General features: G+C 36.8%; 38 protein-coding genes. 37 read left to right on the top strand and 1 reads right to left on the bottom strand.

Annotated features, from left to right (window positions below; genetic code table 11):
• Nucleotides 1-22: 22 nt before the first annotated feature.
• Nucleotides 23-1,711 carry a POTRA domain-containing protein gene (locus RBH95_RS12765; RefSeq protein WP_307899960.1) on the bottom strand — a complete coding sequence of 563 codons (1,689 nt, stop codon included), beginning with the start codon at nt 1,709-1,711 and terminating at the stop codon, nt 23-25.
• A 169-nt stretch (nt 1,712-1,880) separates the two neighbouring features.
• On the opposite strand from RBH95_RS12765, the gene rpsL reads away from it, so the two are divergent.
• The 37 genes from rpsL to RBH95_RS12580 all read left to right on the top strand — a co-directional run bounded on the left by rpsL (nt 1,881) and on the right by RBH95_RS12580 (nt 25,737).
• A complete protein-coding gene (rpsL, locus tag RBH95_RS12760) occupies nt 1,881-2,255 on the top strand; it encodes a 30S ribosomal protein S12 (RefSeq protein WP_019386263.1) in 375 nt (124 codons plus the stop codon).
• A gap of 24 nt (nt 2,256-2,279) precedes the next feature.
• On the top strand, nt 2,280-2,756 hold the full coding sequence (rpsG, locus tag RBH95_RS12755) for a 30S ribosomal protein S7 (RefSeq protein WP_053991438.1): 477 nt from the start codon (nt 2,280-2,282) through the stop codon (nt 2,754-2,756).
• 5 nt (nt 2,757-2,761) lie between these two features.
• Nucleotides 2,762-4,891, top strand: coding sequence for an elongation factor G (fusA, locus tag RBH95_RS12750; RefSeq protein ID WP_307899959.1), 2,130 nt, complete (start codon nt 2,762-2,764; stop codon nt 4,889-4,891).
• Between the two features lie 11 nt (nt 4,892-4,902).
• Nucleotides 4,903-5,208, top strand: a complete 306-nt coding sequence (gene rpsJ, locus RBH95_RS12745) for a 30S ribosomal protein S10 (protein WP_007650482.1) — start codon at nt 4,903-4,905, stop codon at nt 5,206-5,208.
• A gap of 148 nt (nt 5,209-5,356) precedes the next feature.
• Entirely contained in the window at nt 5,357-5,974 is a 618-nt protein-coding gene (rplC, locus tag RBH95_RS12740) for a 50S ribosomal protein L3 (protein WP_307899958.1), read from the top strand.
• Nucleotides 5,974-6,603, top strand: coding sequence for a 50S ribosomal protein L4 (gene rplD / locus RBH95_RS12735; protein WP_307899957.1), 630 nt, complete (start codon nt 5,974-5,976; stop codon nt 6,601-6,603). Before rplC ends, rplD begins: the two co-directional genes overlap by 1 nt.
• Before the next feature lie 8 nt (nt 6,604-6,611).
• The gene (gene rplW / locus RBH95_RS12730; protein ID WP_053991434.1) at nt 6,612-6,902 is read left to right on the top strand and encodes a 50S ribosomal protein L23; all 291 of its coding nucleotides are present in this window, start codon (nt 6,612-6,614) and stop codon (nt 6,900-6,902) included.
• A gap of 10 nt (nt 6,903-6,912) precedes the next feature.
• Nucleotides 6,913-7,740 carry a 50S ribosomal protein L2 gene (gene rplB / locus RBH95_RS12725; protein ID WP_307899956.1) on the top strand — a complete coding sequence of 276 codons (828 nt, stop codon included), beginning with the start codon at nt 6,913-6,915 and terminating at the stop codon, nt 7,738-7,740.
• Between the two features lie 6 nt (nt 7,741-7,746).
• The gene (gene rpsS, locus RBH95_RS12720; RefSeq protein WP_053975741.1) at nt 7,747-8,025 is read left to right on the top strand and encodes a 30S ribosomal protein S19; all 279 of its coding nucleotides are present in this window, start codon (nt 7,747-7,749) and stop codon (nt 8,023-8,025) included.
• Between the two features lie 8 nt (nt 8,026-8,033).
• Entirely contained in the window at nt 8,034-8,444 is a 411-nt protein-coding gene (rplV, locus tag RBH95_RS12715; RefSeq protein WP_053975740.1) for a 50S ribosomal protein L22, read from the top strand.
• Nucleotides 8,445-8,453: 9 nt separating this feature from the next.
• Nucleotides 8,454-9,167: a 30S ribosomal protein S3 gene (gene rpsC / locus RBH95_RS12710; RefSeq protein WP_053991433.1), complete on the top strand. Its 714-nt coding sequence runs from the start codon at nt 8,454-8,456 to the stop codon at nt 9,165-9,167.
• An 18-nt stretch (nt 9,168-9,185) separates the two neighbouring features.
• A complete protein-coding gene (gene rplP, locus RBH95_RS12705) occupies nt 9,186-9,611 on the top strand; it encodes a 50S ribosomal protein L16 (RefSeq protein ID WP_053991432.1) in 426 nt (141 codons plus the stop codon).
• A 13-nt stretch (nt 9,612-9,624) separates the two neighbouring features.
• Nucleotides 9,625-9,816, top strand: coding sequence for a 50S ribosomal protein L29 (rpmC, locus tag RBH95_RS12700; protein WP_076664156.1), 192 nt, complete (start codon nt 9,625-9,627; stop codon nt 9,814-9,816).
• A gap of 17 nt (nt 9,817-9,833) precedes the next feature.
• Entirely contained in the window at nt 9,834-10,091 is a 258-nt protein-coding gene (rpsQ, locus tag RBH95_RS12695) for a 30S ribosomal protein S17 (RefSeq protein WP_307899955.1), read from the top strand.
• Between the two features lie 2 nt (nt 10,092-10,093).
• Nucleotides 10,094-10,462, top strand: a complete 369-nt coding sequence (gene rplN, locus RBH95_RS12690; RefSeq protein ID WP_053975735.1) for a 50S ribosomal protein L14 — start codon at nt 10,094-10,096, stop codon at nt 10,460-10,462.
• Between the two features lie 13 nt (nt 10,463-10,475).
• On the top strand, nt 10,476-10,787 hold the full coding sequence (gene rplX, locus RBH95_RS12685; RefSeq protein ID WP_053975734.1) for a 50S ribosomal protein L24: 312 nt from the start codon (nt 10,476-10,478) through the stop codon (nt 10,785-10,787).
• A gap of 5 nt (nt 10,788-10,792) precedes the next feature.
• On the top strand, nt 10,793-11,344 hold the full coding sequence (gene rplE, locus RBH95_RS12680) for a 50S ribosomal protein L5 (protein WP_053991429.1): 552 nt from the start codon (nt 10,793-10,795) through the stop codon (nt 11,342-11,344).
• A gap of 3 nt (nt 11,345-11,347) precedes the next feature.
• Nucleotides 11,348-11,617, top strand: a complete 270-nt coding sequence (rpsN, locus tag RBH95_RS12675; protein WP_053975732.1) for a 30S ribosomal protein S14 — start codon at nt 11,348-11,350, stop codon at nt 11,615-11,617.
• 74 nt (nt 11,618-11,691) lie between these two features.
• Nucleotides 11,692-12,090 carry a 30S ribosomal protein S8 gene (gene rpsH / locus RBH95_RS12670; RefSeq protein WP_307899954.1) on the top strand — a complete coding sequence of 133 codons (399 nt, stop codon included), beginning with the start codon at nt 11,692-11,694 and terminating at the stop codon, nt 12,088-12,090.
• 19 nt (nt 12,091-12,109) lie between these two features.
• Nucleotides 12,110-12,652, top strand: a complete 543-nt coding sequence (rplF, locus tag RBH95_RS12665; protein ID WP_307899953.1) for a 50S ribosomal protein L6 — start codon at nt 12,110-12,112, stop codon at nt 12,650-12,652.
• 10 nt (nt 12,653-12,662) lie between these two features.
• Nucleotides 12,663-13,019 carry a 50S ribosomal protein L18 gene (gene rplR, locus RBH95_RS12660; protein ID WP_307899952.1) on the top strand — a complete coding sequence of 119 codons (357 nt, stop codon included), beginning with the start codon at nt 12,663-12,665 and terminating at the stop codon, nt 13,017-13,019.
• Nucleotides 13,020-13,025: 6 nt separating this feature from the next.
• Complete coding sequence (rpsE, locus tag RBH95_RS12655; RefSeq protein ID WP_053991425.1) at nt 13,026-13,550, top strand: 30S ribosomal protein S5; 525 nt, start codon at nt 13,026-13,028, stop codon at nt 13,548-13,550.
• An 11-nt stretch (nt 13,551-13,561) separates the two neighbouring features.
• Nucleotides 13,562-13,744, top strand: a complete 183-nt coding sequence (gene rpmD / locus RBH95_RS12650) for a 50S ribosomal protein L30 (RefSeq protein WP_053991424.1) — start codon at nt 13,562-13,564, stop codon at nt 13,742-13,744.
• A gap of 12 nt (nt 13,745-13,756) precedes the next feature.
• Nucleotides 13,757-14,209, top strand: coding sequence for a 50S ribosomal protein L15 (gene rplO, locus RBH95_RS12645; protein ID WP_307899951.1), 453 nt, complete (start codon nt 13,757-13,759; stop codon nt 14,207-14,209).
• Nucleotides 14,210-14,222: 13 nt separating this feature from the next.
• Nucleotides 14,223-15,566, top strand: a complete 1,344-nt coding sequence (secY, locus tag RBH95_RS12640) for a preprotein translocase subunit SecY (protein ID WP_307899950.1) — start codon at nt 14,223-14,225, stop codon at nt 15,564-15,566.
• 12 nt (nt 15,567-15,578) lie between these two features.
• Nucleotides 15,579-15,794, top strand: coding sequence for a translation initiation factor IF-1 (gene infA / locus RBH95_RS12635; protein WP_026753784.1), 216 nt, complete (start codon nt 15,579-15,581; stop codon nt 15,792-15,794).
• A gap of 4 nt (nt 15,795-15,798) precedes the next feature.
• Nucleotides 15,799-15,915 carry a type B 50S ribosomal protein L36 gene (gene ykgO, locus RBH95_RS12630; protein ID WP_008269159.1) on the top strand — a complete coding sequence of 39 codons (117 nt, stop codon included), beginning with the start codon at nt 15,799-15,801 and terminating at the stop codon, nt 15,913-15,915.
• A gap of 2 nt (nt 15,916-15,917) precedes the next feature.
• Complete coding sequence (rpsM, locus tag RBH95_RS12625) at nt 15,918-16,292, top strand: 30S ribosomal protein S13 (RefSeq protein ID WP_307899949.1); 375 nt, start codon at nt 15,918-15,920, stop codon at nt 16,290-16,292.
• 11 nt (nt 16,293-16,303) lie between these two features.
• Nucleotides 16,304-16,693 (top strand): 30S ribosomal protein S11, encoded by a 390-nt coding sequence (gene rpsK / locus RBH95_RS12620; protein WP_053991420.1) that lies wholly within the window; start codon nt 16,304-16,306, stop codon nt 16,691-16,693.
• 176 nt (nt 16,694-16,869) lie between these two features.
• Nucleotides 16,870-17,475 carry a 30S ribosomal protein S4 gene (gene rpsD, locus RBH95_RS12615; RefSeq protein ID WP_307899948.1) on the top strand — a complete coding sequence of 202 codons (606 nt, stop codon included), beginning with the start codon at nt 16,870-16,872 and terminating at the stop codon, nt 17,473-17,475.
• A 22-nt stretch (nt 17,476-17,497) separates the two neighbouring features.
• A complete protein-coding gene (locus RBH95_RS12610) occupies nt 17,498-18,490 on the top strand; it encodes a DNA-directed RNA polymerase subunit alpha (protein ID WP_307899947.1) in 993 nt (330 codons plus the stop codon).
• A gap of 69 nt (nt 18,491-18,559) precedes the next feature.
• Nucleotides 18,560-19,042 carry a 50S ribosomal protein L17 gene (gene rplQ / locus RBH95_RS12605; protein ID WP_307899946.1) on the top strand — a complete coding sequence of 161 codons (483 nt, stop codon included), beginning with the start codon at nt 18,560-18,562 and terminating at the stop codon, nt 19,040-19,042.
• A gap of 99 nt (nt 19,043-19,141) precedes the next feature.
• Nucleotides 19,142-19,840: a hypothetical protein gene (locus tag RBH95_RS12600; RefSeq protein ID WP_307899945.1), complete on the top strand. Its 699-nt coding sequence runs from the start codon at nt 19,142-19,144 to the stop codon at nt 19,838-19,840.
• Between the two features lie 65 nt (nt 19,841-19,905).
• Complete coding sequence (gene carA / locus RBH95_RS12595) at nt 19,906-21,009, top strand: glutamine-hydrolyzing carbamoyl-phosphate synthase small subunit (protein WP_307899944.1); 1,104 nt, start codon at nt 19,906-19,908, stop codon at nt 21,007-21,009.
• 167 nt (nt 21,010-21,176) lie between these two features.
• Complete coding sequence (gene eno, locus RBH95_RS12590) at nt 21,177-22,466, top strand: phosphopyruvate hydratase (RefSeq protein ID WP_307899943.1); 1,290 nt, start codon at nt 21,177-21,179, stop codon at nt 22,464-22,466.
• Between the two features lie 237 nt (nt 22,467-22,703).
• Nucleotides 22,704-24,269 carry a glycogen synthase gene (locus tag RBH95_RS12585; protein WP_307899942.1) on the top strand — a complete coding sequence of 522 codons (1,566 nt, stop codon included), beginning with the start codon at nt 22,704-22,706 and terminating at the stop codon, nt 24,267-24,269.
• A 181-nt stretch (nt 24,270-24,450) separates the two neighbouring features.
• The gene (locus RBH95_RS12580) at nt 24,451-25,737 is read left to right on the top strand and encodes a citrate synthase (RefSeq protein WP_307899941.1); all 1,287 of its coding nucleotides are present in this window, start codon (nt 24,451-24,453) and stop codon (nt 25,735-25,737) included.
• Nucleotides 25,738-25,813: the final 76 nt, after the last annotated feature.

Genomic DNA, 25,813 nt, shown 5'->3' with positions numbered 1-25,813 from the left:
AAGAAGAATTTCAGATAATATGTTAAAACGTAGAAGAAACGCTGATATGAATTTTTGAGTCCGAAAATTTAAATTTCTGACTTTCAGTCTTTCCGTTAGAGTAATTTAGCTTGAATAGTCCAGTGTTGGTAAGAAGTCCAAAACCAAATCCGATACCGAATAGTTTTTCTTTGGAATTGTTTAACTGATTTTCAAAATAAGCGCCATCCAAAACGGTGTGCACGTAAAGGTTAGTGGAGAGTCGATAACGGTATTCGGTATTTAATACAGTGTAGAGGTTGCCTAAAATGCTGTTTTCTTCGAAGCCTCTAATGGAGTTTATGCCACCAAATCGATAAAGTTCGTTTTCCAAATAATTATTTGAATCTAAATAGGCTCCGGTAATTTTTGTGAAGAAGCTATTTCTATCGTTGAGATTGAAAATTTTGGAGCTGCGTATTTTTAGGTCAATTTGGTTTTCCTTGGTGTTGCTAAAGGTTCGGTTACCAAAGCCAGTTGAAAGTTCAAATAGGAAATTCGTTCTAAATAGAGGATCGTAATTTTGTAGTTTGATGTAGCTGTAGTTAAAATTGTAAAAAACGGAGTTGTAATCTTCTAAAGTAGTGGAAGGTGTGTCTAATAAATTGTTTGAATTTAAAGAGCTTATGCCGACAGACAATTTGTTTTTGGAATTTATCTGGTAAAATGTGTTAACAGATTGGGAGGCATTTACGAAAGAGGAGTCCCTTCTAAAGATATTAAGGTTGGCTTCTAGACCTATAGGAGATTTAAAGAGGTACGGAAGGCTTAGGTCCAGGTTGAAAGTCCTTTGGTCGTTTTCGTCACTTTTATAAAGTAGCTTGAGAGATTCTCCGTAATTAAGGTTGTTTACCAATGCTAAGTTTAAATAGCCATCAAATTCCAGTTTTTGGTTTTCGGTATTTGTGCCAAAACCTAGGAAGCCATCAAAAGTGTTTGCTTTCTTCTTTTGAATATATAGGTAGAGGGTAGTGGAGTCTTTTGTAAAAAGAACTTCGGGTTCCTTTATTTGATCCGCAAATTGTATGTCGTTTAATAGGTTGGTTTGCTGTTTTATTTTGGAAAGGTTAAAGCTTTGCTGTCTTTTTATTTTTAGGAAGTGTTTAATGTATGATTTTGGGAATTTCTCATAGCCATTAAGGACGATATTGTCAATAGTTCGGGTTTTGTTGTTGGTTATTTTAAGTGTTGCACTTAACGTTTTGTTGTCAATTTTGTTGAAGTCGGTTAGCTCTAATGTGCTGAAAGGGTCTCCGGAATTCGCAATTGCTATGTTAAGTTTTTCCAATGTGGTTTCTAATTCGGAAATGGAAGCGATGAAATAGCCATTATGGTATGCTATGTTTAAGGTTTTAAGCAAATCTGCTTGTAGGTCACTATAATATATATGAATAGAATTGTATTTGTTGTTTAATTGGAACTGTGCAATATAAGTTGAGTCCGTTTCTCTTTCTAGGTTCTCAAGTTTGGATTCTAAATATCCTAAACGGTTAAGGGTTTGTTGAAATGAAGTTAGTTCTGTTTGAAGTGTTTTGAAGTTTTCAAACTTTTTTTTATGGCCAATCGAGTCGATGGTTTTGTTCTCGGTTTCATTTTTGCCCAGTATGCTCAAGTGAAGTGGTTGAGCAATAGCAATGTTGCTTAGCAACGTCCAAAAAATCAATTGCAATAACAATTTTGAGGCGGGCATCATAAGGAATTTAATTTCAAAGCTAACGCAAATAATCCAACAAAAATATCTGGAGCAAAAAATAATTCACCAAACTTTTTAAAATTAATCACTTAACATTTGAAAAATTGATTTTTATTCCTACCTTTGCAGCCCTCTAATAGAGGCTTTAATAAAAATTATATAGTAATATATGCCAACAATTTCACAATTAGTACGAAAAGGAAGAGCCAAAATAACCAAGAAGAGTAAATCGGCTGCTTTAGATTCGTGCCCACAAAGACGTGGTGTGTGTACTCGTGTTTATACTACAACGCCTAAGAAACCTAACTCAGCAATGCGTAAGGTAGCAAGGGTTCGTTTAACAAACGGTAACGAGGTTAACGCATACATCGGAGGTGAGGGGCACAACCTACAAGAGCACTCGATAGTATTGGTTAGAGGCGGAAGGGTAAAAGATTTACCAGGTGTTAGATATCACATCGTTCGTGGAGCTTTGGATACCGCAGGTGTATCTGGAAGAACACAACGTAGATCTAAGTATGGTGCAAAACGCCCTAAGAAGTAATTAAAAAAACTTTAAGAAGAAGACATGAGAAAAAGACAAGCGAAAAAAAGACCGCTTTTACCAGATCCACGCTTTAACGATCAGTTGGTAACACGTTTCGTTAATATGATGATGTGGGACGGTAAGAAGTCTGTAGCTTTTAAAATATTCTATGATGCTATTGATATTGTAGAGTCTAAGAAAGCTGATGATGAGAAAACAGCTTTGGAAATTTGGAAAGATGCTTTATCAAACGTTATGCCTCACGTAGAAGTGCGTAGTCGTAGAGTTGGTGGTGCAACCTTTCAAATTCCTATGCAAATACGTCCAGACCGTAAAATTTCAACTGCAATGAAGTGGTTGATTGGTTACGCGCGTAAAAGAAATGAAAAATCTATGCCTCAGAAATTGGCAGCTGAGATTTTAGCAGCAGCTAAAGAAGAAGGAGCAGCCGTGAAGAAGAGAGTTGATACTCATAAGATGGCAGAGGCTAATAAAGCATTCTCACACTTTAGATTCTAATAAAAATGGCACAAAGAGATTTAAAATATACAAGAAACATAGGAATTGCTGCTCATATTGATGCTGGTAAAACAACAACAACTGAGCGTATTCTTTTTTATACTGGAGTTTCCCACAAGATTGGTGAGGTGCACGATGGTGCTGCCACAATGGACTGGATGGAGCAAGAGCAAGAGCGTGGTATTACTATCACATCTGCAGCTACAACCTGTACTTGGAAATTCCCAATGGAAAATGCACAGCCATTGCCAGATACTAAGGATTATCACTTTAATATTATTGATACTCCTGGTCACGTTGACTTTACAGTAGAGGTAAACCGTTCATTACGTGTATTGGACGGATTGGTATTCTTGTTTAGTGCGGTTGATGGTGTTGAGCCACAATCTGAAACTAACTGGAGACTTGCAGATAACTATAAAGTACCTAGAATTGGTTTCGTAAACAAAATGGACCGTCAAGGATCTAACTTTTTGGCTGTTTGTCAACAAGTAAAAGATATGTTGGGGTCTAACGCTGTGCCAATTGTATTGAACATTGGTGATGAAGCAGACTTTAAAGGTATTGTAGACCTAGTAAAGAATAGAGCTATTGTATGGCATGATGACAACTTTGGATCAACTTTTGACGTTGTTGATATTCCTGCAGACATGCAAGATGAAGTGAAGAAATACAGAGCTTTATTGATCGAGGAGGTAGCTGGTTACGACGAGAACCTTCTTGAGAAATTTATGGAAGATGAGGATTCTATTACTGAAGACGAAGTGCACGCTGCATTGAGAGCTGCTGTAATGGATAGAGCTATCATTCCTATGATTTGTGGTTCTTCTTTCAAGAATAAAGGAGTACAGTTCTTGTTGGACGCTGTATGTCGTTATTTACCTTCACCGGTAGATAAAGATGCTATCGAAGGTACAGATCCAAATACAGGTGAAGCTGTAACTCGTAAGCCAGATGTAGATGCACCGTTTTCTGCTTTGGCATTTAAGATTGCTACCGATCCTTTCGTAGGACGTTTGGCATTCTTCCGTGCTTATTCTGGTAGATTGGATGCTGGTTCTTACGTAATGAACAACCGTTCAGGTAAGAAAGAGCGTATCTCTCGTATCTACCAAATGCACTCTAACAAGCAAAATGCGATCGACTTTATCGAAGCTGGAGATATTGGAGCAGCAGTAGGATTTAAGGATATCAAAACAGGAGATACCCTTTCTGATGAAAAAGCACCAATCGTATTGGAAAGTATGGACTTCCCAGACCCAGTAATCGGTATCGCTGTTGAGCCTAAGACTAAAGCTGACGTTGATAAGTTAGGTATGGCCTTGGCTAAATTGGCAGAAGAAGATCCAACATTTACTGCAAGAACTGATGAGGCTTCAGGACAGACTATTATTTCTGGAATGGGAGAGCTTCACTTAGATATTATTGTTGACCGTTTGAAGCGTGAGTTCAAGGTTGAAGTTAACCAAGGACAACCTCAAGTAGAGTACAAGGAAGCTATTACTCAAACTGCACAACACAGAGAAGTTTACAAAAAACAATCTGGTGGACGTGGTAAATTCGCAGATATCGTATTTACTCTTGAGCCTGCAGAAGAAGGTAAAGTTGGTCTTGAATTCGTTTCTGAGATCAAAGGTGGTAACGTACCAAAAGAATTTATCCCTTCAATTGAGAAAGGATTTAAGATGGCAATGGTAAACGGTCCATTGGCGGGTTACGAAGTAGACGCTATGAAAGTTACCTTGACAGATGGATCTTATCACGATGTGGATTCTGACCAGTTATCATTCGAATTGGCTGCTAAACTTGGTTTCAAAGCTGCTGCTAAAGCTGCTAAAGCCGTAATCATGGAGCCTATCATGAAATTGGAAGTGTTAACTCCAGAAGAAAACATGGGTGATATCGTAGGTGACCTTAACCGTCGTCGTGGACAGGTTAACGACATGAGCGATAGAGCTGGATCTAAAGTTGTTAAAGCACACGTACCATTATCTGAAATGTTTGGTTACGTAACGGCTTTACGTACTTTGTCTTCTGGTAGAGCAACCTCTACTATGGAATTTTCACATTATGCTGAAACTCCTTCTAACATTGCAGAAGAGGTGATTAAGGCAGCAAAAGGAGTAGAAGCTTAAATCTTAAGAAAATGAGTCAAAAAATCAGAATAAAATTAAAGTCTTACGATCACAATTTGGTTGACAAGTCGGCTGACAAGATTGTAAAAACAGTAAAAAGTACCGGTGCTGTGGTAACGGGTCCAATTCCATTACCAACTCACAAAAAGATTTTCACTGTATTACGTTCACCGCACGTAAACAAGAAGTCTAGAGAGCAGTTCCAATTAAGCTCTTACAAGAGATTATTGGATATCTACTCTTCATCTTCTAAAACAATCGACGCTTTGATGAAACTTGAATTGCCAAGTGGAGTTGAAGTAGAGATCAAGGTGTAAGTAAGCACATCAAGGATTTAAGTTCTTGATAACATGTCCGGAGCTTCGTGCAAAGGAAAAACGGAAAAAGTACAATTCAGGGTTGAAACGTATTTTTGACCCTGAATTTTTTAAAATAAAATAGTAATCAATTTAATAATTAATAAATATGTCTGGGTTAATAGGAAAAAAGATCGGTATGACCAGCATTTTTGATGAAAATGGAAAAAACATTCCATGTACAGTAATCGAAGCTGGACCATGTATCGTTACCCAAGTCAGAACCGAAGAGGTTGACGGGTATAATGCTCTTCAACTTGGTTTCGATGACAAGACAGAAAAAAGTGCTACAAAAGCAGAGCTTGGTCACGCCAAAAAAGCTGGTACTTCTGTTAAGAAAAAAGTCGTTGAATTCCAAGGATTTGAAGGAGATTACAAATTAGGTGATGCAATCACAGTAGAGCACTTCATTGAAGGTGAGTTTGTGGATATTGCAGGTACATCTAAAGGAAAAGGATTCCAAGGTGTTGTAAAACGTCATGGTTTTGGTGGAGTTGGTCAAGCTACGCATGGTCAACATAACCGTTTAAGAGCTCCTGGTTCTATTGGTGCAGCTTCTTATCCTGCGAGAGTATTCAAAGGAATGAAGATGGCCGGAAGAATGGGCGGTGAAAAAGTGAAAGTTGAAAATTTAAGAGTTTACAAAGTAGTTCCTGAAAAGAACCTTCTTGTTGTTAAAGGATGTGTTCCTGGGCACAAAAACTCTTATGTAATCATTGAGAAATAATGAAAGTAGCAGTTTTAGATATAAACGGAAAAGACACAGGTAGACAAGCAGAGCTTTCTAAGGATGTGTTTGCTATAGAGCCTAACAATCATGCTGTATACTTAGACGTGAAGCAATATTTAGCTAACCAACGTCAAGGTACACACAAGGCAAAGGAGAGAGCAGAAATTTCTGGAAGTACTCGTAAGCTTAAAAAGCAAAAAGGAACTGGTACAGCTCGTGCGGGAAGTATCAAGTCTGGAGTATTTAAAGGTGGTGGACGTATGTTCGGACCAAGACCAAGAAACTACGGAATCAAATTGAACAAAAACCTTAAGCGTTTGGCTCGTAAATCAGCTTTAAGCATTAAGGCAAATGACAAGTCAATCGTAGTTTTGGAAGACTTCAATTTTGACACTCCAAAAACCAAGAACTTCACAGCGGTATTGAAAGCCCTTGATATTCAAGACAAAAAATCTTTGTTTGTGTTGGGAGCGTCAAATAATAATGTATATTTGTCATCGCGCAATTTTAAAGGGTCTGAAGTTGTAACTGCTTCAGAATTAAACACTTATAAAATTTTGAATGCAAATAAAGTAGTCCTTTTAGAGGGGGCTCTAGAGGGAATTGAAACGAATTTAAGTAAATAAGGAAAGTCATGAGTATCTTAATTAAACCTATCATCACCGAAAAAGCAACAACTCAAGGTGAGTTGAACAACTGCTTTAGCTTTGAAGTGAGCACAAAGGCGAACAAGGTAGAAATTAAAAAAGCAGTAGAAGCTGCTTATGGCGTTTCTGTTGAAAAAGTTCGTACTATAAATGTCCGTCCAGATAGAAGAACCCGTTATACAAAAACAGGTATTCAGCATGGTAAAACAAATGCTATCAAAAAGGCATTTGTACAACTGGCGGAAGGTGAGACAATTGATTTATACAGTAACATGTAATTAGACGAAAATGTCAGTAAGAAAATTAAAACCGATTACATCAGCTCAGCGTTTTAGAGTAGTTAATGGATTTGACGCCATTACTACTGATAAGCCGGAGAAAAGCTTGCTTGCTCCGAAAAAAAGATCTGGTGGTAGAAACAGTCAAGGAAAAATGACCATGCGCTACATTGGTGGTGGTCACAAAAAGAAGTATCGTATCATCGATTTCAAAAGAAACAAAGCGGGAATCCCTGCTGAAGTGAAAACTATCGAATACGATCCAAACAGAACAGCTTTTATCGCATTGTTGAACTATCAAGATGGTGAGAAAAGATACATCATTGCCCAAAATGGTTTACAGGTTGGACAAAACGTTGTATCTGGTGCCACAGGAGTAGCTCCAGAGATTGGAAATGCAATGCCTTTAAGCGAAATACCTTTAGGAACTATTATTTCATGCATTGAGTTGCACCCAGGACAAGGAGCTGTTATGGCTAGAAGTGCAGGGGCATTTGCTCAATTGATGGCGAGAGATGGTAAATTTGCTACCATTAAATTGCCATCAGGTGAAACCAGATTGGTACTTGTAACTTGTATGGCTACTATTGGAGCCGTATCTAACTCTGACCACCAGTTGATCGTATCTGGTAAAGCAGGTAGAAGCAGATGGTTGGGTAGAAGACCAAGAACAAGAGCTGTTGTAATGAACCCAGTAGATCACCCAATGGGTGGTGGTGAAGGTCGTTCATCTGGAGGACACCCACGTTCTAGAAAAGGTTTACCTGCTAAAGGTTACAGAACCCGTTCTAAAACAAAAGCGAGTAATAAATATATTGTAGAACGTAGAAAGAAATAATAGGACATGGCAAGATCATTAAAAAAAGGACCTTACGTTCATTATAAATTAGATAGAAAAGTTCAACAAAATGTTGAGTCTGGCAAGAAGACAGTTATCAAAACTTGGTCTAGAGCTTCTATGATTACTCCAGACTTCGTAGGACAAACTATTGCAGTGCACAACGGTCGTCAGTTTGTACCAGTTTACGTAACAGAAAACATGGTAGGTCATAAATTAGGAGAATTTTCACCAACACGTTCTTTTAGAGGGCATGCAGGTGCAAAAAATAAAGGTAAAAAATAAGAAGAGCTATGGGAAGTCGTAAAAAACAAATGGCAGAGGCTATGAAAGAAGACAGAAAGCAAATTGCGTTTGCAAAATTGAACAACTGTCCTACCTCACCAAGAAAAATGCGTTTAGTAGCTGATTTGGTAAGAGGTCAAAAAGCTGAAAAAGCTCTTCAGATCCTTAGATTTAGCTCGAAAGAAGCATCACGTCGTTTAGAGAAACTTGTACTATCAGCAATCGCTAACTGGCAAGCTAAAAACGAAGATGCTAACATCGAAGAAGCTAACTTATTTGTAAAAGAGATCAGAGTAGATGGTGGAACAATGTTAAAAAGATTGCGTCCAGCTCCTCAAGGTCGAGCACACAGAATTAGAAAACGTTCTAACCACGTAACAGTTGTGATTGGAGCATTAAATAACAATACACAAAGCTAAGATAGAGATATGGGACAAAAAACAAATCCAATCGGAAATCGCTTAGGAATCATCAGAGGATGGGAGTCTAACTGGTACGGAGGCAATGACTATGGAGACAAGCTTGCTGAAGACGATAAGATTAGAAAATATGTTCACGCTCGTTTATCTAAAGCTAGTGTGTCTAGAGTGATCATTGAGCGTACGCTTAAACTTGTAACCGTTACTATCACTACTGCCAGACCTGGTATCATTATCGGTAAAGGTGGTCAAGAGGTAGACAAGTTGAAAGAAGAGCTTAAGAAGATTACAAACAAGGAAGTTCAATTAAACATCTTTGAAATAAAGAGACCAGAACTTGACGCATATTTGGTAGCATCAAGTATTGCTCGTCAAATAGAGAACCGTATCTCTTACAGACGTGCAATTAAAATGGCTATCGCGGCTGCGATGCGTATGAATGCGGAAGGAATTAAAGTACAGATCAGTGGTCGTTTGAACGGAGCTGAGATGGCACGTTCTGAGCACTACAAGGAAGGTCGTATTCCATTATCTACATTTAGAGCCGATATTGACTATGCTTTGGTAGAAGCCCACACTACTTACGGTAGATTGGGAGTTAAAGTATGGATCATGAAAGGTGAGGTATATGGTAAAAGAGAACTTTCTCCGCTAGTTGGTTTATCCAAAAAGCAAGGAAAAGGAGGACGTGGAGGTAATAACAAATCTCGACGAAGAAAGTAATTTAAAAAGTAAAAGAAGATGTTACAACCAAAGAAAACAAAGTTTCGTAAGCAACAGAAAGGTCGCATGAAAGGAAATGCCGGAAGAGGGCATGTACTTTCAAATGGAATGTTTGGTATAAAATCACTTGACTCTCAATTTATTACTGCGCGTCAAATCGAAGCTGCTCGTATTGCTGCAACTCGTTATATGAAAAGAGAAGGGCAACTTTGGATTAAAATTTTTCCAGACAAGCCTATCACAAAGAAACCTCTTGAAGTACGTATGGGTAAAGGTAAAGGTGCTGTTGAGTACTGGGCTGCTGTTGTTAAACCAGGTAGAGTATTATTTGAAGTTACAGGTGTGCCATTAGAAATCGCAAAAGAAGCTTTGCGTTTGGCTGCTCAAAAACTTCCAGTTAAAACTAAGTTTATTATAGCTCGAGACTACGACGAAGCTCAATAAGAATGAATGTATTATGAAGCAATCAGAAATTAAACAGCTATCTACAGCCGAGTTACAAGAACAACTTGGTATGACCAAAAAGAGTTATGCAGACCTGAAAATGGCTCATGCAATATCTCCTTTAGAAAATCCAATTCAATTGCGTTCTGTAAGACGTTCAATAGCAAGAATTGAGACTGAATTAACTAAAAGAGAACTACAATAACTGTATTCTGCTGAAAGATGGAAAAAAGAAACTTAAGAAAAGAACGTATAGGAGTTGTTACAAGTAACAAAATGCAGAAGTCCATTGTGGTTTCTGAGGTTAAGAAAGTAAAACACCCTATGTATGGAAAATTCGTGTTGAAAACGAAAAAATACGTTGCACACGATGAAACAAACGACTGTAACATTGGAGATACTGTAAGGATCATGGAAACACGACCTATGAGTAAATCTAAATGTTGGAGATTAGTAGAAATAATTGAAAGAGCGAAGTAATTATGGTACAACAAGAATCAAGATTAAAAGTAGCCGATAACACTGGAGCAAAGGAAGTATTGACAATACGTGTTCTAGGTGGTACTAAAAAGAGATATGCTTCTATTGGAGATAAAATTGTTGTTTCTGTAAAAGATGCAACTCCTAACGGAAACGTAAAAAAAGGTGCAGTTTCTACTGCCGTGGTTGTACGTACCGTAAAAGAAGTAAGACGCCCAGATGGATCTTATATTAGATTCGATGACAACGCTTGTGTACTTTTAAATGCTCAAGGTGAGATGAGAGGTACACGTGTATTTGGACCTGTTGCTAGAGAACTTCGTGATAAACAATTCATGAAAATTGTATCATTGGCACCTGAAGTGCTTTAATGACTAAACCAAGATGACAAAGCTTAAAATAAAATCAGGAGATACCGTAAAAGTAATTGCCGGAGACAATAAAGGATCAGAAGGTAAAGTACTTAAAGTATTTGTAGATAAGAACAAGGCCATCGTAGAAGGAGTAAACATTGTGAAGAAGCACACTAAGCCAAGCGCACAAAATCCTCAAGGTGGTATCGTAGAGAAAGAAGCACCAATCCACATCTCAAATTTATCTTTGGTAAATTCTAAAGGAGAAACTACTAGAGTTGGGTACAAAATGGAAGGTGATAAAAAAGTAAGATTTGCCAAAAAATCTAATGAAGTAATATAGTAGTTATGACTTATACTCCAAGATTAAAACAAGAGTACAGAGACAGAATCGTTTCAGCTCTTACAGAAGAATTCGGTTATCAAAACGTAATGCAGGTTCCTAAACTAGAAAAGATCATCTTATCTAGAGGAGTTGGAGCTGCTGTTGCTGACAAGAAATTAATCGATCATGCAGTTGAAGAATTAACTAAGATCTCTGGACAAAAGGCTGTAGCTACCCTTTCTAAAAAAGACGTAGCATCTTTCAAATTACGTAAGGGAATGCCAATTGGAGCCCGTGTAACCTTGAGAGGAGAGAGAATGTACGAATTCTTAGATCGTTTGATTACTTCGGCTTTACCACGTGTAAGAGATTTTGGTGGTATCAAAGCTACTGGATTTGATGGTAGAGGTAATTACAACTTAGGTATTACCGAGCAAATCATTTTCCCAGAAATTGATATTGACAAAATCAACAAAATATCAGGAATGGACATTACCTTTGTAACGTCTGCAGAGACTGATAAGGAAGCACATTCGTTATTAACTGAATTAGGATTACCTTTTCAAAAGAATTAAGATATGGCTAAAGAATCAATGAAAGCCCGTGAGGTAAAAAGAGCAAAAACAGTAGCTAAATATGCTGAAAAACGTAAAGCTTTAAAAGAAGCTGGCGATTACGAAGCATTACAAAAGTTACCTAAAAATGCTTCTCCAGTACGTATGCACAACAGATGTAAACTTACAGGAAGACCAAAAGGGTATGTTCGTACATTTGGAATTTCACGTGTAATGTTACGTGAGATGGCAAATAAAGGACTTATTCCAGGAGTGAAAAAAGCTAGCTGGTAAAAAATAATTATAAACTGGTTTGAAGTTCGGAGCCGAATTGCGGCTCCGAAAACCAAAACCGAAAATTAATATACATGTATACAGATCCTATCGCAGATTATCTAACAAGAATTAGAAATGCCGTGAAAGCCAACCACAGAGTGGTTGAGATTCCAGCATCCAATCTGAAAAAAGAAATTACTAAAATATTATTCGACCAAGGATATATTTTAAGTTACAAGTTCGATGACTCTTCAGTACAAGGGACTATTAAAATAGCTCTTAAGTACAATAAAGAAACAAAAGAGCCTGTAATCAAGAAGATTCAAAGAATCAGTAAACCAGGTTTACGTAAATATGCAAGTTCCAATGAAATGCCAAGAATCCTTAACGGTCTTGGAATTGCAATTGTATCCACATCTCATGGGGTGTTAACAGGAAAGCAAGCGCAAAAACAAAACGTTGGTGGAGAATTATTGTGTTACGTTTACTAATTTATAAAACAGAAAAGACATGTCAAGAATAGGTAAAAACCCAGTGGCTATCCCAGGAGGAGTTACAGTTGAAGTTAAAGACAATGTAATTACTGTAAAAGGTAAATTAGGTGAATTAACTCAAGAATTTTCTGGTGTAGAAATTAAAGTAGAAGAAGGAAACGTTTTAGTTGAGCGTGCTTCAGATAAAAAGGACGTAAGAGCAAAGCACGGACTTTATAGAGCCTTGATTAACAATATGATTAAGGGTGTATCTGAAGGATGGACCAAAGAACTAGAGTTGGTAGGTGTTGGTTATAGAGCATCAAACCAAGGACAAAAATTGGATTTAGCATTAGGTTTTTCTCATAATATTATATTAGATTTAGCTCCTGAAGTTAAAGTTGAGACCGTATCTGAAAAAGGAAAGAATCCAATCGTTAAATTAACCTCTCACGACAAACAGTTGGTAGGACAAGTAGCTGCGAAGATCCGTAGTTTCAGAAAACCAGAGCCTTACAAAGGAAAAGGTATCAAGTTTGTTGGTGAAGAATTAAGAAGAAAAGCAGGTAAATCAGCTTAATAGTTAAGTTATGGCATTGACAAAGAATCAGAGAAGACTAAGAATAAAAAGCAGAATCCGTAAAATAGTTTCAGGAACTGAAGCTAGACCAAGATTGGCTGTATATAGAAGCAATAAAGAAATTTATGCTCAACTTATAAACGATGTAACTGGTACAACTATCAGTTCTGCATCTTCAAGAGATAAAGACATTAGCTCTGCAACAGGGAACAAAACTGAAATTGCTGCCTTGGTAGGTAAAGCAATCGCAGAGAAAGCTCTAAAGGCAGGTGTTGATACTATTTCTTTTGATAGAGGAGGATATAAATATCACGGAAGAGTTAAATCATTGGCAGAAGGTGCTAGAGAAGCAGGACTAAAATTCTAAGAAATTATGTATCAAAAATATAAAAACGCAGAATTGGTAAAACCAGGTGGATTAGATCTTAAAGATCGTTTAGTTGGTGTACAAAGGGTTACTAAAGTAACAAAAGGAGGTAGAGCATTCGGTTTTTCAGCTATCGTAGTAGTTGGAGATGAAGCTGGTGTAGTAGGACACGGTTTAGGGAAGTCTAAAGATGTTGCAACTGCTATCGCTAAAGCTGTAGAAGATGCTAAGAAGAACTTGGTGAAAATTCCAATCATCAAAGGAACTTTACCTCACGAACAAAAAGGTAAATATGGTGGTGCTAGAGTAAATATTATTCCTGCAGCTCCTGGTACCGGGGTAATTGCTGGTGGAGCTGTGAGAACAGTTTTGGAAGCAGTTGGAGTACATGATGTATTGTCTAAATCTCAAGGATCATCTAACCCACACAACGTTGTAAAGGCGACTTTTGATGCTTTGTTACAATTGAGAAGCGCAGAATCTGTAGCTAGGGATAGAGGAATTTCTCTTGAAAAAGTATTTAACGGTTAATTTATAGGACGATGGCTAAAATTAGAGTAACAAAAGTAAAAAGCGCAATCAACCGTACGCAAAACCAAAAAAGAACTTTGGAAGCTTTAGGTTTGAAAAAAATCGGTCAGGTTGTTGAACATGATGCCACTCCAAACATCGTTGGTATGGTGAATAAAGTTAAACATTTAGTTTCTGTTGAAGAAACAAAATAATACAGCATAGAAATGGACTTAAGTAATTTAAAACCAGCTGAAGGCTCAGTTAAAAATCAAGGTAAGAGAGTAGGTAGAGGACAAGGTTCTGGTAAAGGTGGTACCGCTACACGTGGACACAAAGGAGCTAAGTCTCGCTCTGGATATTCTAAGAAAGTTGGTTTTGAAGGTGGGCAGATGCCACTTCAAAGACGCGTACCTAAATTTGGGTTTACTAATATTAACCGTGTAGAGTACCAAGGTGTTAACTTGGATACATTACAACAGTTGGTTGATGACAATAAAGTGAAGGATACTGTTGATTTTAATACATTGGTTGAACTACGTTTGGCTGGTAAAAACGATTTGGTGAAAATCCTAGGTCGTGGAGAATTGAAATCTAAACTAAAAGTATCTGCTCATAAATTTACTGCTTCAGCAAAAGCTGCAATTGAAGCTGCAGGTGGAGAAGCCGTAACTTTATAAGACCAATTAGAGTATGAAATTTATAGACACTTTAAAAAATGTTTGGAAAATAACGGAACTAAAAGACAGGATCGTGCTTACGCTCGGCCTGCTTTTGGTTTATCGTTTTGGTGCACAAGTGGTATTACCTGGTATCGACGCTTCTAAATTAGGAGGTTTGGCTGATAGTACAGGTGATGGACTACTTGGTTTATTAAATGCCTTTACAGGAGGAGCATTTGCTAATGCTTCTGTGTTTGCATTGGGTATTATGCCGTATATCTCCGCTTCCATTGTAGTGCAGTTGATGGGAATTGCGATTCCTTATCTTCAAAAATTACAAAAAGAAGGAGAAAGTGGGCGTAAAAAAATCAACCAGATTACAAGATGGTTAACCATTGGTATCTGTTTGGTTCAAGCACCAGGATATTTGGCAAGTTTACCTACTTTGGGTATTCCTCAAGATGCCTTTTTACTAGGTACAGGAGGAATGTTCTATTTTTCATCTATAATCATTTTGGTTACAGGAACTGTTTTCGCAATGTGGTTGGGTGAAAAAATCACCGACAAAGGAATTGGTAATGGTATTTCATTATTGATTATGGTAGGTATTATTGCTAAGTTACCACAAAACTTCTTGCAAGAATATGCGGCTAGAGTAACGCAATCAAACGGAGGTTTAATCATGATTTTGATTGAACTTGTAATTTGGTTGTTGATTATCCTAGGGTCTATCATGTTGGTGATGGGTGTGCGTAAAGTTGCTGTTGAGTATGCTAGACGTACCGCAACAGGTGGATACGAAAAGAACGTTTTTGGATCCAGACAATTTTTACCTTTAAAATTGAATGCTTCAGGAGTAATGCCAATTATCTTTGCACAAGCTATTATGTTCGTGCCTAGTTTAATTGGTAAATCATTTGGTTCTGGAGCGGTAGGTACATGGATGCAAACACAGTTTTCTGATATCTTCGGATTTTGGTACAACGTTGTATTTGCAGTATTGATTATTGTATTTACATATTTTTATACTGCTATTACTGTTCCAACAAACAAAATGGCAGATGATTTAAAGCGTAGTGGTGGTTTTATTCCAGGAATACGTCCTGGATCTGAAACTTCAGAATATTTGGATAAGATAATGTCGCAAATTACCTTACCTGGTTCTATATTCTTGGCCTTGATAGCTGTGTTCCCAGCCATCATTGTTAAGCTTATGGATGTACAGGCAGGTTGGGCCTTATTTTTTGGAGGGACATCATTACTAATTATGGTAGGAGTTGCAATAGATACCATGCAACAAGTAAATTCTTACTTGTTAAACAAACACTATGATGGCTTGATGAAAACTGGTAAAAATAGAAAAGCAGTAGCTTAAAAATATTATACTATGGCAAAACAGGCAGCAATAGAACAAGACGGATCAATTATCGAAGCATTGTCTAACGCAATGTTTAGAGTTGAATTGGAGAATGGTCATATTGTGACTGCGCATATTTCTGGTAAAATGCGTATGCACTATATCAAACTATTACCAGGAGATAAAGTAAAATTAGAAATGAGTCCTTACGATTTAACTAAGGCTAGAATAACTTATAGATACTAATACGATGAAAGTAAGAGCATCAGTTAAAAAAAGAAGCGCAGACTGTAAACTAGTGCGCAGAAAAGGTAGACTTTACGTGATTAACAAAAAGAATCCTAGATTCAAACAAAGACAAGGGTAATTATGGCAAGAATTGCAGGTGTAGACATACCAAAACAGAAAAGAGGAGTTATCTCTTTAACTTATATCTATGGAATAGGTAGAAGTAGAGCGAAAGAAATTTTAGTAGCAGCTAAGGTTGACGAAAGCACAAAAGTACAAGACTGGACAGACGATCAAATCGGAAGCATTCGTGAGGCTGTGGCAGCTTATACTATTGAAGGTGAGCTTCGTTCTGAAACTCAATTGAACATTAAGCGTTTAATGGACATTGGATGTTACAGAGGTATTCGTCATAGAGCTGGACTTCCTTTAAGAGGTCAACGTACTAAAAACAACTCTAGAACAAGAAAAGGTAGAAGAAAAACAGTTGCAAACAAGAAAAAGGCAACTAAATAATAATTAGTAACATGGCAAAGTCAAATACTAAAACTAAAAAGCGTAAAGTAATTGTTGACTCTATAGGAGAAGCACATATTGCAGCCTCTTTCAACAATATCATCATCTCTTTGACAAACAAAAAAGGAGATGTTATAGCATGGTCATCTGCCGGTAAAATGGGGTTCCGTGGTTCTAAAAAGAACACGCCATATGCTGCGCAATTGGCTGCAGAGGATGCTGCAGGTGTAGCTAAAGAAGCAGGTTTGAAAAAAGTGAAGGTTTATGTAAAAGGACCTGGTAACGGTAGAGAATCTGCTATTAGATCTATCCATAACTCAGGTATTGAAGTATCAGAAATCATTGATGTTACTCCACTACCACACAATGGATGTAGACCTCCAAAAAGAAGAAGAGTATAATTTATTCAGAAAATTTTATAATTAATATCAATTGTTTTTACAATTGATATTAATTATTTCTGTTAAATTTGCAAGCTGAAAAATTTATAAACAAGTATTAACGGGAGATTGACTGTTTATCGAAGGATAAGAATAAGACCTTAATTCATAAACACTCCCAAAATTAATTTTAACAAATGGCAAGATATACTGGTCCTAAAACTAAGATAGCCCGTAAGTTTGGTGAAGCTATCTATGGAGATGACAAGGCTTTTGAAAAAAGAAACTATCCTCCAGGTCAACACGGTGTAAACAAGCGTCGTGGAAAGAAATCTGAATATGCTATCCAATTGATGGAAAAGCAAAAAGCAAAATACACGTATGGTATTTTGGAGAAGCAATTCAGAAACATGTTTAAAAAAGCAACTGCAGCTCCTGGAATTACAGGTGAGGTTTTGTTACAACTTTGTGAGTCTAGACTTGACAACGTAGTTTACAGAATGGGTATTTCCCCTTCTCGTAGTGGTGCTAGACAATTGGTTTCTCACAGACACATAACAGTAAATGGAGAAATCGTAAACGTTCCTTCTTACCAATTGAAAGCTGGTGATGTTGTAGCAGTAAGAGAAAAATCAAAATCTTTAGAAACCATTCTAAATTCATTGGCTAATTCTAGTGAAGTATATGAGTGGATTACTTGGAATAGCGAGACCAAGCAAGGAACTTATGTTTCTGTTCCTGCAAGAGTGCAAATTCCAGAAAATATCAACGAGCAATTCATCGTCGAATTATACTCTAAATAATAACTAGAAACAAACACACAATATGGCAATATTAAATTTTCAGAAGCCTGACAAAGTAATCATGATTGATTCTACTGATTTTGAAGGTAAATTTGAGTTTAGACCTTTAGAACCAGGATATGGATTGACAGTAGGTAACGCTTTAAGACGAGTGTTATTATCTTCTTTGGAAGGATTTGCCATTACATCTGTAAAAATAGAAACCGTGGATCACGAGTTTTCTACCATTGCAGGAGTAGTGGAAGATGTTACAGAAATTATTTTGAACTTAAAGCAGGTTCGCTTCAAGCGCCAAATTGATGAAATCGATAACGAAGCTGTTTCTATTTCTATTTCTGGACAAGAGCAAATCACAGCAGGTGATTTCCAAAAGTTCATTTCCGGTTTCCAAGTGTTGAACAAAGATCTTGTGATCTGTAACTTGGATCCTAAAGTGAACATCAACATGGAAATTACTATTGAAAAAGGTAGAGGATATGTACCTGCTGAGGAAAACAAAAAAGCTTCTGCTCCAATTGGTACTATATTTACCGATTCAATTTATACGCCAATAAAAAATGTGAAGTATAGTATTGAAAACTATCGTGTTGAGCAAAAGACCGATTACGAAAAGTTGGTTTTTGAAATCATTACAGATGGATCAATACACCCAAAAGATGCTTTAACAGAAGCTGCCAAAATCCTTATTCACCACTTCATGTTGTTCTCTGATGAGCGCATTACTCTTGAAGCTGATGAAATTGCGCAAACAGAGACCTATGATGAAGAATCACTTCACATGAGACAACTATTGAAGACCAAATTGGTTGATATGGATCTTTCTGTAAGAGCATTGAATTGTTTGAAAGCAGCTGAAGTTGATACATTGGGAGATTTGGTTTCTTTTAATAAGAATGATTTGATGAAATTCAGAAACTTCGGTAAAAAGTCCTTAACAGAGTTGGAAGAACTTGTAATTGTTAAGGGATTAAGTTTCGGAATGGACTTGAGCAAATACAAATTAGATAAAGACTAACAAACAAATTCCTTCATAATTTGCTCCCCTAGCATGGGTTGAGCAAGATGAAGGTTAACATCAAATGTCATGAGACACGGAAAGAAATTTAACCATTTAGGAAGAAAGACAGCTCACAGAAAAGCAATGTTGGCTAATATGGCTTGTTCTTTAATCGAGCACAAGCGTATCAATACCACTGTTGCTAAAGCTAAAGCTTTAAAGCAATTTGTTGAGCCTTTGATTACAAAATCAAAAGAAGACACTACGCATAACAGACGTATTGTTATGGCTCGTTTAAGACAAAAAGAAGCGGTTGCTGAGTTGTTTAGAGATGTTGCTGCCAAAATTGGTGATCGTCCAGGAGGATACACAAGAATTATTAAGTTGGGTAACCGTCTAGGGGATAACGCTGATATGGCAATGATCGAGTTGGTTGATTACAATGAAATCTATAATGCTGGGAAACCAGAAAAGAAATCAACTCGTAGAAGTAGAAGAGGTGGATCTAAAGCTGCTGCTCCTGCACCAGCTGCTGCTGAAACTAAAACTGCAAACGAGGAAGAAGAATAGAAAGTACTTTAATACTTTAAGTTCAAAAGGGATAAACAATTTGTTTATCCCTTTTTTTTTGTCCATCTTTAAAGTAACTAACCATAAAATCAAGTTATTATGAAAAACTTACTCATTGTGTTTATTTTCATTATATATAATGGGGGAACAGCTCAAAATTTTAGTACAGGGCAAACTAGCAACGATTTAAGGCGCGATCTTGCTCAAGGAGGAAGTATTTGGGTGTCCAACAGCACTAAAAATTCGAATATTAAGGGCAGTGTATATTTGTTTAATGGATGGGTTAATATTTCTACCATTTACCTTAAGGACACCTCATATCAAATATCAAATCTTAATTATAATATTGACAAGGATCAATTGGAAGCTAAGTTTTCTGAGGATTCAGTTTTAGTAATTAATCCTCAAAAAATTTTAAAGGTCAAGATTCACAACGTAGAATTGGCTCAATATTATAGTCCCACCACCAAAAAGTTAAGCTTTTATCAAACGGTAGTATCAACCAAAGACTTATTGTTGCTAAAACAATATTCAGTTAGTATCAAGGAAGGAACCTTTAATCCTATGACCCAACAAAAAACGAAGCCAGATGAATATGTAAAACATGAAGAATTTTTTGTTAAACTAAACGGGAATGAAGGTTTGGAACCTATAAAATTGAAGAAATCATCGGTTTTGGAATTAGTGGGTTCAAAAGAAGAGGAAATTAAGGCGTATGTCAAGGATAATAGGCTTCACTACAATAACGAAACGGACGTTGACAAAATTTTAACTTATTATAGTTCCTTGTCAATTTAAAATATAGCCCTTAACATTTTAGTTTGTCCTTTTTTTTGTGGAAATTTGCAAAACTTTTCGAACAAATGAAGTACAATAAAAGAGACAAAGCTTTAGTATTATTATCTGACGGAACCATTTTTTATGGTAAATCTATCGGACAATCAGGAACCGCTTTTGGCGAAGTATGTTTCAATACAGGAACTACAGGGTATCAAGAAATTTTTACAGATCCTTCCTATTTTGGACAGATCATGGTAGCCACCAATGCCCATATTGGGAATTATGGTACCAAGGAGGATGAAGTAGAATCTGACTCGATTAAGATTTCAGGTTTAATATGTAAAAATTTTAGTTTCAATTATTCACGTGAGGCTGCTGATGATTCTTTGCAAAATTTCTTTGAAAAGAACAACGTATTGGCAATCTCAGATGTGGATACCCGCGCCTTGGTAAGCTACATTAGAGAGAATGGAGCTATGAACGCTGTCATCTCTACAGATGTTGATAATATTGAAGGGTTAAAGGAGCAATTGGCAAAAGTACCTCAAATGAATGGTTTGGAGTTGGCCTCTCAGGTGTCAACAAAGGAGCCTTACTATTATGGAGATGAAAATGCTACCTATAAAATTGCTGCTTTAGATCTTGGTATTAAAAAGAATATCCTTCGTAATCTTGCAAAACGCGATGCGTACATCAAGGTATTCCCATACAATGCTACTTTTGAAGAAATGAACGAATGGAATCCTGATGGTTATTTCTTATCTAACGGTCCTGGGGATCCGGAACCATTGGAAGCTGCTCAGGAAGTTGCAAAGAAAATCATTGAAAGAAACCTTCCGTTATTTGGAATTTGCCTAGGACACCAGGTTATTGCCTTGGCAAATGGTATTTCTACCTATAAAATGTATAATGGGCATAGAGGTATTAACCATCCGGTTAAAAACCTAGCTACGGGTAAAGGAGAAATTACTTCTCAAAACCATGGTTTTGCCATTAACAGAGAAGAAACCGAAAACCATCCGGATATTGAAATAAGTCATGTTCACCTTAATGACAATACGGTTGCAGGAATTAAAATGAAGAGCAAAAATGTCTTCTCGGTGCAATATCACCCAGAAGCAAGTCCAGGTCCTCATGATTCATCTTATTTGTTTGATCAATTTATAGAAAACATCAAAAATAAATAATAGAAAAACCTCAAAGAAAATCACTTTTTTTTGAGGTTTTTTTTATTCGAAAACAATGTAGTAAGATTAATGCATAATAATGGTTTGGCACCCGTTATTTGGATAACTATTTTGTAAATTTGTTAAAGAAAAATTAGTAAAAAGTAATCAACCTTAAACTAAACATTATGAGCATAATAATTAACATTCACGCAAGACAAATATTAGATTCAAGAGGAAATCCAACCGTAGAGGTTGATGTAGTAACAGAAAACGGCATTATGGGAAGAGCTGCAGTACCATCAGGAGCGTCTACAGGTGAGCATGAGGCTGTGGAGCTTAGAGACGGTGGCGATTCATATATGGGGAAAGGTGTTTTAAAGGCCGTAGACAATGTGAATTCTGTAATTGCTCAAGAGTTGCTAGGGGTTTCTGTTTTCGAACAAAATGTAATTGATAAAATGATGATTGATTTGGACGGAACTCCAAATAAATCAAAGTTAGGAGCCAATGCCATTTTAGGAGTATCTCTAGCTGTAGCTAAAGCGGCTGCTAATGAATTAGGAATGCCTCTTTACAGATATGTTGGTGGTGTGTCAGCTAAGACATTGCCCGTACCAATGATGAACATCATCAATGGAGGTTCTCACAGTGATGCGCCTATCGCATTCCAAGAGTTTATGGTGATGCCAGTAAAGGCTAAAAACTTTACGCATGCTATGCAAATGGGAACTGAAATTTTCCATAACCTTAAAAAAGTATTACATGATAGAGGTTTAAGCACCGCTGTAGGTGATGAAGGAGGATTTGCGCCAACATTGGATGGTACGGAAGATGCTATCGAATCTATCCAAAAAGCTGTTGAAAAAGCAGGATATAAATTTGGAGACGAAGTAATGATCGCTTTAGACTGTGCTTCCGCAGAATTTTATGTGGATGGAAAATACGATTATACAAAATTCGAAGGCGATAAGGGAGTTGTAAGAACTTCTAAGGAGCAAGCGAATTACTTGGCAGAATTGGTGGCAAAATATCCAATTATTTCAATCGAGGACGGTATGGATGAAAACGATTGGGATGGATGGAAGTATCTAACAGAGCTTATCGGAGATAAAGTTCAATTGGTTGGAGATGACCTTTATGTAACTAACGTAGAGCGCTTGGCAAAAGGTATTGAGAATGGAATAGCAAACTCTATCTTGATTAAAGTAAACCAAATTGGTACACTTTCTGAAACTATTGCGGCTGTAAATATGGCACACAACGCTGGATACACTTCCGTAATGTCTCACCGTTCAGGAGAAACTGAAGATAACACAATCGCTGATTTGGCTGTAGCCTTAAATACTGGACAAATTAAGACAGGTTCTGCTTCACGTAGTGACCGTATGGCAAAATATAACCAATTGTTGCGTATTGAGGAAGAATTGGGAGATGTTGCCTACTATCCACAAACCAATGCTTTTAAAGTGAAATAAGCATAATATTAAGGATAATACATTTAAAAGAGCCCTCTGTTTAAACAGAGGGCTCTTTTTGTTATCAAGAAAAGATATTTTAATATTAATAATGAAATAATATGTAAATATTTTATTACTCAATTTATTTTAAGTAATTTATGTTGAAATATTCAACGTTGAATAAACTACATATTGGCTAGTTTTTTCCAAGAAATAAAACTCAAAATCATATTGTTAACGCCTAAACCTTGATACATGCATTCAAACTTTCTTTTTGTTTCAGCCGAAAATGATGCAATCAAAAACTGTAAAGCAGGAGGAATGGGAGATGTGGTTAGGGATGTGCCTAGGCAAATTGCTGCTTTTGGAGATTGGGCGCATGTGGTTACCCCAGCCTATAATAGATTACATGTAAATGGAGAAAAATTGACTGAGCTTCACTTTTCCTATAGAGGTAATATTGAAATGGCTGAAGTTTATAAGGTCGCTCCCAAAAAGGATTTCAATAATATTACTCACTACGTAATACATCATCCCGAAATTGTCTCTGGAAATATTGCCCATATTTATTTCAACGACCCTGAACAGCCCTTTTATACAGATGCCTGCATGTTTTCACTGTTTTGTATTGCAGTCGCACAAGCTATTAAGCAAGATGTTTTTGGGCATTTAGATGTGGTGCATTTGCACGATTGGCATTCTAGTTTGCTATTGTTTTTAAGGGCTTACCATCCGGCTTATGGATTTTTGAACAACATTAGGTTTGTATATTCCATCCATAATTTGGCAATTCAGGGAATTAGACCGTTTGAAGGCAGTAGGTCTTCGTTGAAGGCCTTTTATCCAGAAGTTGAGTTTGATTACGATCGATTAAAGGACCCGAGATACCATGATTGTATTAACCTAATGGCATTGGGGATTAAGTTTGCCAATGCGGTTCATACTGTGTCCCCTTCGTATAAGGAAGATATCATGAATCCAAGCGATTTCCCGAACTTTATAGGAGGAGAGGGGTTGGAAGGTATTCTAAGAGAGGCCAATGAAGAAAAACGCCTATTTGGTATTTTAAATGGCTGTAACTATAAGAATATTAATCTTGTTCCGCATGGTGCCTTTTATGTAAATGCCATCCAAGCTATTTTTGAATGGCTTCAGGAACCAGAAAAGGAGTATAAAGCCAATTTTTTAATTCATACAGGGGAAAAGATTGTAAAACTTATCAAAGATCCGGCAAAGTTTGTTTGTGCCAGCGTAGCAAGGCTGACCGAACAGAAATTTTATTTTTATAAAAACTCGCCAGAACTTTTAGTTACGATTCTTGAAAAGTTAAAGGAGGTTAATGGAATTTATGCGGTTTTAGGCACTGGAGCTCCGGAGTATGAAGAACTATTGCATAAAATTAGTTACGAACACGAAAATTTTATCTTTTTTAATGGCCAGTCTGAAGAAGTTATCGATTCAATTTACACTGAATCCAACCTGTATTTGATGCCGAGCCTTTTTGAGCCTTGCGGGATCAGTCAAATGTTGGCCATGCGCAATGCCCAACCCTGTTTAGTACATCATACTGGGGGATTGAAAGATACCGTGAAACATATGGAAACAGGCTTTGCTTTTGACGGTGCTACGATAGATGAAAAAACTCAAAATTTTATTCAGGTATTTCAAGAAGCCCTAAGCGTTTTTTTCAAAGACAAACAAAAATGGGATGATATTTGTCTAAATGCTAAATCACAAAAATTCACTTGGAAATCTTCAGTGATAGAGTATTACAAAAAATTATATCGCTTGGAAGTAAAAATGAAAAATTACAAGGATTAGAGGCTAGTTGTTGAAAATAAGCTACTTATGAAATCCTTAATTCTCCTACTATTTTAAGTATCAATTTTATGAATATTTCAATAGGTAAATCCTTTGTTGAGAAGCTTTAATAATCGTGAGATATTTCATAAATTTGGAGCTGTCGTTTCAAGACAACAATTTAAAAACTTTTTATTGAAATATGTCAGATAAAGCTATATTAGAAATTAACGGTCAAAAACATGAGTTTCCTTTAATTACAGGGGCAGAAGATGAAGTTGCAATCGATATCAAAAATTTACGGAGTGCTACCAATGGAGTGATTACCATTGACCCGGGTTACAAGAACACAGGATCGTGTGAAAGTGCCATTACATTTTTGGATGGAGAAAAGGGAATTTTGAGGTACAGGGGTTATTCTATTGAAGAATTAGCCGAGAAGGCCGACTTTTTGGAAGTAGCTTATTTATTGATTTTTGGAGAATTGCCTACGCAAGAGCAATTGGACAAATTCCACTCAGATATTAAGAAACATTCTGTTGTAGATGATGACATCAAGAAGATTGTGGATGCCTTCCCAAGATCAGCCCATCCAATGGGAGTTTTATCTTCTTTAACCAGTGCTCTTACGGCATTTAATCCTTCTTCGGTAAATGTAGATTCTGAGGAAGAAATGTACAATGCCATTGTTCGAATTTTGGCTAAGTTCCCGGTATTGGTAGCTTGGACTATGCACAAGAAATTGGGATTGCCATTAGATTATGGAGATAAGAATTTGGGTTATGTAGAGAACATTTTGAAAATGTTGTTCAAGCAACCAAACGAAGAATATGTTCAAAATCCAATTTTGATCAATGCTTTGGACAAGTTGTTGATTCTTCACGCTGATCACGAACAAAACTGTTCGACGTCTACAGTAAGAATTGTAGGGTCATCTCATGCAGGTTTGTTTGCTTCACTTTCAGCTGGTATTTCGGCACTTTGGGGACCACTTCACGGTGGAGCTAACCAAGCTGTTTTGGAAATGTTGGAAGCTATTAAGGCAGATGGTGGCGATACCAAAAAATACATGGGGAAAGCCAAAGATAAAGACGATCCATTCCGTTTGATGGGATTCGGACACCGTGTTTATAAAAACTTTGATCCTAGAGCTAAAATCATCAAAAAAGCTGCAGATGAAGTGTTAGGTGATTTAGGAATTGAAGATCCTATCTTGGATATCGCAAAAGGATTGGAAAAAGAGGCTTTGGAAGACAACTATTTTGTAGATAGAAAGTTGTATCCAAACGTAGATTTCTATTCAGGAATCATTTATAGAGCTATGGGAATTCCTACCGATATGTTTACGGTTATGTTCGCCTTAGGAAGACTACCAGGTTGGATTGCGCAATGGAGAGAAATGAGATTGCGTAAAGAGCCGATTGGACGTCCTCGTCAAATTTATGTTGGTGAAACACTGAGGTCTTTTAAAGATATAAAAGACAGATAAAATATTTTATAAGTAAAAAAACTGCCTTAAAATTGCATATGCTGTTTGGGCAGTTTTTTTTTATCATATAATCACA

It is taken from the genome of Mangrovimonas sp. YM274 (assembly GCF_030908385.1).
In the GTDB taxonomy this organism is placed as follows: domain Bacteria; phylum Bacteroidota; class Bacteroidia; order Flavobacteriales; family Flavobacteriaceae; genus Mangrovimonas_A.
The sequence above is the reverse complement of the archived record's forward strand: the minus strand, read 5'-3'. Positions and strand labels throughout refer to the sequence as shown.